The organism is Mycobacterium simiae, assembly GCF_008370645.1.
Taxonomy (GTDB): domain Bacteria; phylum Actinomycetota; class Actinomycetes; order Mycobacteriales; family Mycobacteriaceae; genus Mycobacterium; species Mycobacterium simiae_A.
In genome coordinates this window covers 1-10,201 of sequence record NZ_VTZN01000169.1, presented here as the reverse complement: position 1 = coordinate 10,201, position 10,201 = coordinate 1, and the positions used below count along the sequence as shown (strand labels likewise).

Here is a 10,201-nt window from a genome sequence, read left to right as displayed (position 1 = left end):
GGCCGGCGGGTCCGGCGCCACCGGCGACGTGCTGGGCGGTGCGGGCGGAGCCGGCGGGGTCGGCGGGCTGTTCGCCGCCGGCGGAGCCGGCGGGGCCGGCGGGGCCGCTACCGCGGCCGGCGGCACCGGTGGGGCCGGCGGGGTCGGTGGCGACGCCGGCTTCCTCTTCGGCGACGGCGGCGCTGGCGGGGCCGGCGCATTCGCACTCGGCACCGGCGGGGCCGGCGGGGCCGGCGGCAACGCCGGCGACCTCTCCGGCAATGGCGGGGGCGGCGGCACCGGTGGTTTCGGCGCTGTCGCCGGCGGGGGCGGCGGCACCGGCGGAAAGGCCGGGCTGTTCGGCGGCGGCGGTAACGGCGGCGCCGGCGGCGACTTGGCTGGCAAAGGAGGGGCCGGCGGCGGCGCTGTGCTGATCGGCAACGGCGGTAATGGCGGTAAGGGCGGGCTTGGCGGCTTGCCGGGCGCCGGTGGCGCGGGGGGGTTGCTGTTCGGCCTGGACGGGTTGATGTAGCCGGCGGGTCGCGGCTGCTCAGCACCTTTAGAGACGTCCGGACGGCCTTGGTGTCAGGCAGGGGTCGGCGGTATGCGGTGGCGGCATCTGGTGAATCGGGGGCAGGCAGCGGCGGGCGTTGGCGGGCACGCTACGGCCGACGAGGACCGCATCGAGAAAGGCAGGAACAATGGAGCCACTAGTCGCTCACCAGCGCGCTCAGGACGTGTTCGCCGGCGTCCTTGCCAGCGTCAGTGAAGACCAATTCGGCGCCCCAACGCCGTGCTCGGAGTGGACGACGCGGGATCTGATTGAGCACGTCATTGGCGGCAACGAGCGGGTGGGGCCATGGGGCGGCAGCCCCGAGCCGCCGGCGGCCCGGCCCGACAACCTGGTTGCGGCCAACCGCGCGGCGGCCGCCGCCGCACAGGAGTTCTTCGCCAGGCCGGACGGGCTCTCTACCACGTTCAAGCTGCCGTTCGGGGAGATTCTCGGACAAGTCTTCATCGGCATGCGCACCTCCGACGTGCTGACCCACGCGTGGGATCTTGCGGTGGCCACCGGTCAGTCCACTGACCTCGATCCCGAGTTGGCTACCGAGCAGCTCGCCGCAGTGCGCGCGTTTGTGGGGCCCCAGTTCCGGGGCCAGGGCAAGCCCTTCCACGACGAGCAGCCGTGCTCGCCGGAGCGCGCACCCGCCGATCAGCTGGCCGCGTTTCTGGGCCGGAAGGTCCAGTGAACTAGTCCCGCCTGCCCGATCTGACTTACGATTCGGTGAAACGCCACGCGCTGCCATAACCAGTCGATGAACGCCCGCCGAGGCGATGTCCGGGCGCTGGATCGATATCGATGCACTGGTGATCTTGTCGACGGTTTATACGAAATCGCCAGTGAACCAACCATTGTCGTAGTGCCGGTGTTCGACCACGAAACTGACACAGGATTCGGTGTCGACCTTGTCGAGGGAGCTTGGGCGGCTCCCGGGCTGGACACCAGTCTGCGAAAAGCGCGGTTGGCTCCTCGGCGCCGGCGGGTAGATGTACAAGCACTCACGGCGTCAACCAACGTGTCGTTCAAGATCCTGGCTACCCCGAGGTATGAGACCGGTGTCGGGCTCGTTGGCGTTGAAGCCGTTTCGCGTGCCCCAAAAACTAGCTGCGGCGCAACCCGGGTGAGCACCTCTGCCGCGACTCATCATCCCATCGATAGTTCAGCACCCCCGCTGTTAGCCGGGTCAGGCCCGTCGAGGCCCGTGGACGGAAGTATGGTCGCGGTCTCTGATCCCGCCGGGAACCGCACCACCTGGTTACTGGTTGTGGGATACACATAGGCCGGGCGCGCGCCGTACGCGTTTCCGGCGGCATCGACGGCGACATGGTAGACCAACTGCGGTTATCTGGCGCACAGCAGCGCTGCGGTCGTCGAGCAGGCGGGGAGCTTGGTGATGCGGCTGGCGCCGCTGGTGCCGCCATAGGTGACGTACACGCTGCCCGCTGCGCCGACCGCAATGCTGACAGGTAATTCCGTGTGGTGGGCAGGGAAAGGCAGCTCGACTTGGGTGTTCGATCCGGCTCTCAGCTCGAGGAGTAGTTCGCTCAACCGGGCGGCGACATGTGCCTCACGGCGGAAGCGCTCGCGATAGCCCGGCTCGTTTGCCACCTCGGTTGGCAAGATCTTGATCGCCACGTCGCGGTCAATCATCGTGTCGTGGGCCCGAACACCCTGCCCATGCCGCCCTCGCCGATCACCGACACCAGTCGATAGCGGCCGAACCGGGTTTCTTCCATGAGCCGCCTCCGGATCATGAACAGGGTCGTGTTGATGCTAGCAACGCGGCTCATGGCGACGTGTCCCTTGCAGATACCTTTGGCGGCCACGCGCTGCCGTGGCCGGACACGGTCAGGCGCCGCGCAGCACCTCGATCACCGCGCTGAAGTCCTTGTCGGCGTGGGAGGCGTCGGACGCGAGGAACTCAGCGTAGATCTCGGCGGCGTGGGCGCCCAGCGGCGCGGCCGAACCGGTGGCGGCCACCGCGTCCATTGCCAGGCCCAGGTCTTTATTCATCAATGCCGTCGCAAAGCCGGGCGTGAAGTCGCTATTGGCCGGCGACGTCGGGACCGGCCCTGGTACTGGGCAATTGGTGTGCACTGCCCAGCAGTTGCCGGTCGCGCCGGTAATCACATCGAACAGCGACTGCGCTGACAGGCCGAGCTGCTCGGCCAGCACGAACGCCTCGCCGATCGCGATCTGCTGCACCGCCAGCACCATGTTGTTGCACAGCTTGGCGGCCTGGCCGGCGCCGGCCGGCCCGCAATGAATGATCTTGCCCGCCATGGGTTCTAGCACCGGCCGGGCCCGCGCCAAGACTTCCGCGTCACCGCCGACCATGAAGGCCAGCGTGCCGGCCGCGGCGCCTTTCACGCCACCGGAAACCGGAGCGTCGAGTTGGGCTAGGCCGTGCGACTCGGTCAGCGCATGCACCGCGCGGGCGTCGCCGACCGAGATCGTCGAACTGTCGATGAACAGCGCACCCGGTTGCGCGGCCGGCAGCAGCTCGGCGTAGCAACGCTTGACCGCTTCGCCGTGGGGCAGCATGGTGATCACCACGTCGGCCTCGGCCACTGCCTCGGCGCCACTGTCGCACACCAGGCAACCGTTGTCGGCCGCGGTGGCGGCCGCCGCCGGCACCGGGTCAAACCCGCGCACGATATGACCAGCAGCCACCAGATTCGCCGACATGGGCGCGCCCATGTGGCCCAGCCCTAAGAACGCGATGGTGAAAGCCTCAGACATCGAGTCCCTCTCCTAAGTGGTGGCGCGGAACCGCGCGGCCTCGGCCCGGCCGATGACCACCCGCATGATCTCGTTGGTTCCTTCCAGGATTCGGTGCACCCGCAAGTCGCGGACGATCTTCTCCAGACCATACTCGCGTAGGTATCCGTAGCCGCCGTGCAGTTGCAGAGCTTGATCGGCGATGTCGAAACACGTGTCGGTGACATAACGCTTGGCCATCGCGCACAGCTCGACTTTCTCGACGGTGTCGCCGTCGAGGGCGCTCGCCGCCCGCCACAACAACATTCGGGAGGTTTCCAGGCCGGTGGCCATGTCGGCCAGGGTGAACCGCACGGTGGGTTCGTCGAGTAGCGGTGCGCCGAACGCCTGCCGCTCGCGCACATAGGCGCCGGCTTTGTCGAAAGCGGCCTGGGCGCCGCCGAGCGAGCACGCCGCGATATTGAGCCGGCCGCCGTTGAGGCCATTCATCGCGATGCCGAAGCCGGCCCCTTCGCCGTCGGCGCCGCCCAACATCGCGTCGGCGGGCACTCGGACCCGGTCGAGGATCACTTGGGCCGTGGGTTGGGCGTGCCACCCCATTTTCTCTTCGAGAGCGCCGAAACTCAGCCCAGGAGTTTCCTTTTCGATCACGAAAGCCGAGATGCCGCGCGGGCCGTCGGTTCCCGTTCTGGCCATCACCACGTAGACGTCGGAGGCACCCGCGCCGGAGATGAACTGCTTGACACCGTCGAGGACATAGTCGCCGCCTTGCCTCACCGCTCGGGTGCGCAACGCACTGGCATCGGAGCCCGCGCCCGGCTCGGTCAGGCAGTAGCTCGCGATGACGTCCATGGTGGCTAGCCGCGGCACCCAATCTTTGCGTTGCTCGGCGGTACCGAAGCTGTCGATCATCCAGGCGCACATGTTGTGGATGGACAAGAAGGCGGCGGTAACCGGGTCGGCGATCGCCAACTGCTCGAAGATGCGCACCCCGTCGAGCCGGTGCAGCCCACTGCCGCCGACATCTTCGCGGCAGTAGATGGCCGCCATCCCGAGTTCGGCGGCCTCACGCAACACGTCCACCGGGAAGTGATTACTGGCATCCCATTCCAGTGCGTTTGGGGCGAGCCGTTTTTCGGCGAAGGCAGCGGCCGTCTCGGTGATCACCCGTTCGTCGTCGTTGAGGGTAAACATCGGAGCTATTTCATGGTGGGGATGACGAATTCGGCGCCATCCTTGATGCCGGACGGCCACCTCGACGTGACCGTCTTGACCTTCGTATAGAACTGGATCGCGGCCGGGCCGTGCTGGTTGAGATCGCCAAAACCGGAGCGCTTCCAACCGCCGAAGGTGTGGTAGGCCACCGGGACCGGAATCGGGACATTGACCCCGACCATGCCCACCTGCACCCGCGACACGAAGTCGCGGGCGGTGTCGCCGTCGCGGGTGAAGATCGCCACGCCGTTGCCATACTCGTGCTGCGAGGGCAGCGTTAATGCTTCTTCGTAATCGTGGGCCCGGACGATGCAGAGCACCGGTCCAAAGATTTCGTCGGTGTAGATCGACATGTCAGCGGTGACGTGGTCGAACAGCGTCGGCCCGATGAAGAAGCCGCCTTCTAGGTTTGCGTCACCGAAAGTCAGGTCTTCGCTGGCCCGTTCGCGGCCGTCGATGACGATTTCGGCGCCGGCCTCGACGCCTTGGTTGATGTAGTCGCGTACCCGGGTCAGCGCGGCGTCGGTGACCAGCGGGCCGTAGTCGGCCTTGGGATCCAGGCTGTGGCCGACTCGCAGGTTATTGATGCGCTCGATCAGCCTGGCCCGCAACCGTTCTGCGGTCTTCTCACCGACCGGAACCGCGACGCTAATTGCCATGCAGCGTTCGCCGGCACTGCCGTATCCCGCGCCGATCAGCGCGTCGACCGCCTGGTCGAGGTCTGCGTCGGGCATCACGATCATGTGGTTCTTGGCTCCGCCGAAGCATTGGGAACGCTTACCGGTGGCGGCTGCCGTTGCGTAGATGTACTGGGCGATGTCGGAGCTGCCGACGAAGCCGACAGCTTTGACATCGGGGTGGTTCAGGATGGCGTCGACGGCTTCTTTGTCGCCGTGCACGACTTGGAACACGCCGGGGGGCAGGCCCGCTTCGACGAACAGCTCGGCGAGCCGCACCGGAACCGACGGGTCACGCTCACTTGGCTTGAGCAGGAAAGCATTTCCGCAGGCAAGGGCCGGTCCGGCCTTCCACAGCGGGATCATCGCCGGAAAGTTGAACGGGGTGATGCCCGCAACCACGCCGAGGGGTTGCCGTAGCGAGTAGACATCGATGCCTGGACCGGCGCCCTCGGTGTACTCACCCTTGAGCAAGTGCGGTATTCCGATGCAGAACTCGATCACCTCGATGCCACGCTGGATATCGCCGCGGGCGTCGTCCAGCGTCTTGCCGTGCTCGAGAGACAGCACTTCGGCCAGCTCGTCATTGTGCTCGTTGACCAGCTCGATGAATCGCATGAGCACCCGGGCCCGGCGTTGCGGGTTCCATGCAGCCCAGACTTTTTGGGCCTCGACGGCTGATGCCACCGCGGCGTCGACGTCCGCTTGGCCGGCCATTGGAACTTTCGCCTGGATCCGGCCGGTGTTGGGGTCGAAGACGTCGGCAACGCGGGTCGACTGGCCGGCGGCGCGCTGGCCGTCGATGAAATGCGGAATTGGTGCGGTCATGGCTGTCCTGTTGGTTGGCGTCGGCTTGGCGGCGGAGGGCTTGATACTTGCATATCCTAGTAACTGGCATCTGGAGTCGCAAGCGAGGTGACTTGCCGCTGCCATCCGGCCTGCATACCGTTCCGGCATGTCCGACGAGTCCGGTCTGGGCGCTGCTGCGGTCCGGGCGCGCCAAGCGGTGCTGGCCGGAAACACTCGGGAAGCTGCGCACGCCGATCGAGCAGTGGTCCCCGCGCTGCAGGTGGCGTACCAAGTTGCGCTGCATGGCCGGCACCAGCTGGACGTCATTGGAGCCGAGATCGAGGGCGCCATCGCCAACCAGCAGGCACTGGCCCTCGACACGCCGGCCGGTGCGGCCAGCTTCTCCCGGTTTCTTGGCGCCAAAACCCGCGACATCAATCGAGTCATCACCGAAACCACCGCGGCGTCGCAAAACCAAGCAGCGGAGCTGCAATCGCTGCGGCCGTCGTATCAGGTACTCGGATATGGGCCCAAACCTCAGGAGCCGCCGCCTGACCCAGTGCCGTTTCCGCCCTACCAGCCGAAGGTGTGGGCGGCGTGCCGGGCGCGCGGCCAGGACCCGGACAAGGTCGTCAGGACGTTCTATCACGCGCCGCTGAGTGCGGGTTTCCGGTCGTTGCCGGCGGGCGACTCAGTCCTGTACTGCGGCAGCGACAAATACGGGCTGCTGCACATCCAAGCCAAGCACGGGCAGCAGTGGCAGACGATCGCTGAGGAACGGTGGCCCAGCGCAGGCAATTGGCGCTATCTTGCCGATTACGCTATCGGCGCTACCCTGGCTTACCCAGAGCGGGTGGAGTACAACCAAGACAACGATACGTTTGCTGTGTACCGAAAAATCTCGTTGCCCGACGGCACCTACGTTTTCACGACCCGCGTCGTCGTTTCAGCGCGTGACGGAAAGATCATCACGGCGTTCCCGCAAACCACGGGATAAGTCGAAGAGCCCGAGAGGAGTTCGTCCATGAGCGAGCCACCGCGTAGCTACAGCGGGCGCCGAGACCTCATCGCCACGAAGCTGGAGCCGTACTTTCAGATCAGCGCCATGCTGCCTAAGAACGTAAGACCGACCTCCGAAATCGCGGAAGAGTTGTGGAACAACTCGCTGTGGTGCAGCTGGGGTGACCGGGAAACCGGATACACCCGCAGCGTCACGGTTTCGATCTACGAAGTGGCGGACGGCGAACAGGAGGCTGACGGGATCAGAGACATGATGCGGGATGAGTGCACGCCAAGGCTGGATCTGCGGACGCCAAATCCGGAGGCATATGAAATCACGGGCCCGCAGCCTGGCGAATACGTTTTCGTGCTCAACTACCTGGGGCATGTGCGGGGGGTCGTAGGCAACTGCGTGCTTCACATCATGCCGATGGGCACCGGGATCGAGCTGGGCGAATTGGCTGATGTCGCACTAGATATCGGCCGTACCGTCGGGTGTTCGGCTTACCAGAACGACTTTACGCTGCCGGACGTTCCGGAGGCCTGGCGTAACCAGCCGGCGGGATGGTACGCGGAGGGTTTCCCCCCGTACCTACCGGGGACGTCCATTCCGAAGGACTCAACGGAAGACCGGTAGAGACTCTTGATGTGGCGGCTAACGACTGCTTACCCATCTGGGCAGAGCCCCACCAGTTGAGGCCGGTGCGAGCCGTTGGGACGCTTGGCACTACGTGCTCGGCGACGTCGACCGCCATCTGGGTACGCGGTGTGCAACCAGCTCACCGGTCTTCGCCGGGAGGCATTCAGTCGGCGGACGCCTGCGGTCAATGCGGCGAGTGAACCAAACCGCGCGCGGTTTCGTCTTCGGTGTGAGGGTATTCCATCGGTTGGGCGGACACCATGCTGATCACTCTTGGGCGCCGTCGCCGAGCCTGGGCGAGGGACGACGTTCCGTGACGCTTCGCATCCTCGTGGTCGGTGCCGGGGTCGGCGGTATCTCGATCGCCCGGGGACTCCTGCGCGACGGGCATGACGTCGTGGTTTTCGAGCGGCGGCCGGCTGTGCAGGCGGGTGGCGGCGCGGTGACCATCTGGTCCAACGGTGAAACGGTGCTGGGGCAACTCGGGGTCGACATGGACGGGGCCGGTCAGGTGCTCTCTGCGGTGCGCATTCTCACCTCAACGGGCCGGCTGCTCGCCGTACTAGACCTGACCGCGATGGCGCAGCGGCTGGGTGCGCCTGTCCGCATGGTCCCACGCCGCACCTTGATGGATAGGATGCTGAACAACATTCCGGCACAACGTATTCGGTGCGGCTTCGATGCGGTGCGGGTAGTCAGAGAGGACGATGGAGCGCGAGTCGAATTCGGAGACGGCGGCTCGGCCGAAGGCGATGTGGTGATCGGCGCCGACGGCCTGCACTCGACGGTGCGAGACGGCGTTGGCGCACCGCACGCCAAGTCCACTGGTTGGTGTAGTTGGCAAGGACTGGTCGAACTTCCAGACCTCGCCGAAAAGCAGGTTGCCCAGGTCATCATCGGCCGGTGCGGAAACACTGGCCTGTGGCCGGCGGGAGATAGCAACGTGCAGTGGTGGTTTGACCTGCCGTGGTCGCCGGATTTTGTCCGGCCCCAGCATCCGATCGCGATGATCCGGTCGAATTTCATCGGATGGTCGGACGCGGTCGATAGCGTTCTGGCGGCCTTGACCGACGACGACCTGGCCGGCTCACCGTATCCGCATTTCCGGCATCCCATTACGCATTCGGGTTGCGGCCCAGTGACATTGCTCGGCGACGCCGCACACACGATGCCGCCGACCCTGGCGCAGGGGGCCAATCAGGCGCTGCTGGACACCATGGTGTTGTGCAGAGCGCTTTCAGCCTTTGGCAGCAGCGATGTGCTAACCGCGCTGCGTTGGTACGAGAAGACCAGGCGCCGGAACGTCACGGCGGTGTCCCGGGTCGCGTCATTACAAGTGGCCCATGGGGAGTCCGTGCTCAGGCCGGCGGCGATCATCTCGGACCGGCTGCACACCTGGGCATTGACGACCTTCCTGAGTCAGACGAGTCACCGCCGCATGTCCGAGGCGATCGTCCGGAGCCGCTACGCGGCGCAGTCTGCCGCGTCGTGTGCGCTGCGATGACCGAGGACGACCCGGTGCGGGTGCGAGGCAGCATCGATACGCCCTCGCGCTGGCTTTGGCTGGTCAAGTGGTGCGTACTTGCCGTACCGCACTACCCCATCCTGATCCTGCTCTACTTGGCCTATCCGTTGCTAACCATGGTGGCCGGTGTCGCGATCGTGTGCACCGGCCGGTATCCGCGCCCCATCTTCGACGTCAACGTCGGCGTACTGCGTTGGTCGTGGCGGGTCATGAATTACCGATTTCCGATGAACAGTACTGACAGGTATCCGCCGTTCACCCTCGCGTCTGCTCCGGAGTACCCGGGCGATCTAGAGATCGACTATCCGGAACGGCTGGGCAAAGCGCGAGTTCTGGTGAAGTGGTGGTTGCTCGGGTTGCCGCAGATATTGCTGTGCTGGGCGATGGAGCCGCTGCTGCAGGTGCTGTGCGTGGTCTCCGCGGTGTGGTTGTTGTGTACCGGGTCGATCCATGCGGGCATGTTCGATCTGCTGATGGGCATCGTCCGGTGGCGTTACCGGGTGGCCGCGTATGTCTCGTTGCTTCGGGACGAATATCCACCGTTTCGACTGGACCTAGGCGGTGGATGACGAACCGAAATCCATTGTTCGCGTATGTGTATCGATTCGGCATGCCGCTCTTCGACCGGGTCTTCTACCACCGCTATCGACGAGAGGCGATGCGCCACGCGATCGGCCGGTTGCTCATGGTCGGTCTCGGCCCCGGAAGCGACTTACGCTTCCTTCCGCCGGCGGTGACGTCGGTTGCCGCCGTGGAGCCGGTGGCGGCGTTTCGGCGGATGGCGGGCGCGCTGGCGCGTCGCCACGGCATCGCGGTCGACATTGTCGACGCGGTCGGTGAGTCGATCCCGTTCCCGGATAACAGTTTCGACTCGGTACACGTCGGACTGGTGTTGTGCTCGGTCGACGATGTGGCCGCGACCCTGGGGGAGATCCGGCGGGTGCTGGCACCCGGCGGCAGGTTGGTGGTCCTCGAGCACGTCCGCGGAGCGGGCGCCATGGCCCGGTTTCAGGACTTGATCGCAAGGCCGTGGTCGTGGCTGGCTTCCGGTTGCGAGCCCAACCGCCGAACCGCCGACGCCATCGCCGCAGCCG

At 65.8% G+C, this 10,201-nt stretch carries 12 protein-coding genes; 7 read left to right on the top strand and 5 right to left on the bottom strand.

Annotated elements, in window-relative coordinates:
* Positions 1–511: hypothetical protein (locus tag F0Q45_RS21050; protein ID WP_188113065.1), on the top strand; the 511-nt coding region annotated here is incomplete at its 5' end.
* 169 nt (positions 512–680) lie between these two features.
* Positions 681–1,229, top strand: a complete 549-nt coding sequence (locus F0Q45_RS21045) for a TIGR03086 family metal-binding protein (protein ID WP_149655785.1) — start codon at positions 681–683, stop codon at positions 1,227–1,229.
* A 653-nt stretch (positions 1,230–1,882) separates the two neighbouring features.
* Here F0Q45_RS21045 and F0Q45_RS21035 read toward each other — a convergent pair.
* From F0Q45_RS21035 to F0Q45_RS21020, 5 genes are read right to left on the bottom strand one after another with little or no spacing between them, the layout of a single operon-like run.
* Positions 1,883–2,191 (bottom strand): hypothetical protein, encoded by a 309-nt coding sequence (locus F0Q45_RS21035; protein ID WP_188113064.1) that lies wholly within the window; start codon positions 2,189–2,191, stop codon positions 1,883–1,885.
* Positions 2,188–2,331 (bottom strand): hypothetical protein, encoded by a 144-nt coding sequence (locus tag F0Q45_RS27945; protein ID WP_188113063.1) that lies wholly within the window; start codon positions 2,329–2,331, stop codon positions 2,188–2,190. The genes F0Q45_RS21035 and F0Q45_RS27945 overlap by 4 nt, the downstream gene beginning before the upstream one ends.
* Before the next feature lie 58 nt (positions 2,332–2,389).
* Entirely contained in the window at positions 2,390–3,283 is an 894-nt protein-coding gene (gene mmsB, locus F0Q45_RS21030; protein ID WP_149655783.1) for a 3-hydroxyisobutyrate dehydrogenase, read from the bottom strand.
* A 12-nt stretch (positions 3,284–3,295) separates the two neighbouring features.
* Positions 3,296–4,456 (bottom strand): isobutyryl-CoA dehydrogenase, encoded by a 1,161-nt coding sequence (locus F0Q45_RS21025; RefSeq protein WP_149655782.1) that lies wholly within the window; start codon positions 4,454–4,456, stop codon positions 3,296–3,298.
* A 5-nt stretch (positions 4,457–4,461) separates the two neighbouring features.
* Positions 4,462–5,982, bottom strand: a complete 1,521-nt coding sequence (locus F0Q45_RS21020) for a CoA-acylating methylmalonate-semialdehyde dehydrogenase (protein WP_149655781.1) — start codon at positions 5,980–5,982, stop codon at positions 4,462–4,464.
* A 127-nt stretch (positions 5,983–6,109) separates the two neighbouring features.
* On the opposite strand from F0Q45_RS21020, the gene F0Q45_RS21015 reads away from it, so the two are divergent.
* The 5 genes from F0Q45_RS21015 to F0Q45_RS20995 form a co-directional block, all read left to right on the top strand.
* Entirely contained in the window at positions 6,110–6,940 is an 831-nt protein-coding gene (locus tag F0Q45_RS21015; RefSeq protein WP_149655780.1) for a DUF4226 domain-containing protein, read from the top strand.
* A 108-nt stretch (positions 6,941–7,048) separates the two neighbouring features.
* Positions 7,049–7,579 carry a hypothetical protein gene (locus F0Q45_RS21010; protein WP_149655787.1) on the top strand — a complete coding sequence of 177 codons (531 nt, stop codon included), beginning with the start codon at positions 7,049–7,051 and terminating at the stop codon, positions 7,577–7,579.
* A 316-nt stretch (positions 7,580–7,895) separates the two neighbouring features.
* Positions 7,896–9,086, top strand: coding sequence for an FAD-dependent monooxygenase (locus F0Q45_RS21005; protein WP_262491091.1), 1,191 nt, complete (start codon positions 7,896–7,898; stop codon positions 9,084–9,086).
* Positions 9,087–9,106: 20 nt separating this feature from the next.
* Positions 9,107–9,676 carry a DUF4389 domain-containing protein gene (locus F0Q45_RS21000; protein ID WP_149655786.1) on the top strand — a complete coding sequence of 190 codons (570 nt, stop codon included), beginning with the start codon at positions 9,107–9,109 and terminating at the stop codon, positions 9,674–9,676.
* Positions 9,673–10,201: class I SAM-dependent methyltransferase (locus F0Q45_RS20995; protein ID WP_149655778.1), on the top strand; the 529-nt coding region annotated here is incomplete at its 3' end. The genes F0Q45_RS21000 and F0Q45_RS20995, both read left to right, overlap by 4 nt.

Coding starts and splice junctions, on each gene's coding strand:
- F0Q45_RS21045 (WP_149655785.1), top strand. CDS start 681: ATGGAGCCACTAGTCGCTCACCAGCGCGCTCAGGACGTGTTCGCCGGC.
- F0Q45_RS21035 (WP_188113064.1), bottom strand. CDS start 2,191: ATGATTGACCGCGACGTGGCGATCAAGATCTTGCCAACCGAGGTGGCA.
- F0Q45_RS27945 (WP_188113063.1), bottom strand. CDS start 2,331: ATGAGCCGCGTTGCTAGCATCAACACGACCCTGTTCATGATCCGGAGG.
- mmsB (WP_149655783.1), bottom strand. CDS start 3,283: ATGTCTGAGGCTTTCACCATCGCGTTCTTAGGGCTGGGCCACATGGGC.
- F0Q45_RS21025 (WP_149655782.1), bottom strand. CDS start 4,456: ATGTTTACCCTCAACGACGACGAACGGGTGATCACCGAGACGGCCGCT.
- F0Q45_RS21020 (WP_149655781.1), bottom strand. CDS start 5,982: ATGACCGCACCAATTCCGCATTTCATCGACGGCCAGCGCGCCGCCGGC.
- F0Q45_RS21015 (WP_149655780.1), top strand. CDS start 6,110: ATGTCCGACGAGTCCGGTCTGGGCGCTGCTGCGGTCCGGGCGCGCCAA.
- F0Q45_RS21010 (WP_149655787.1), top strand. CDS start 7,049: ATGCTGCCTAAGAACGTAAGACCGACCTCCGAAATCGCGGAAGAGTTG.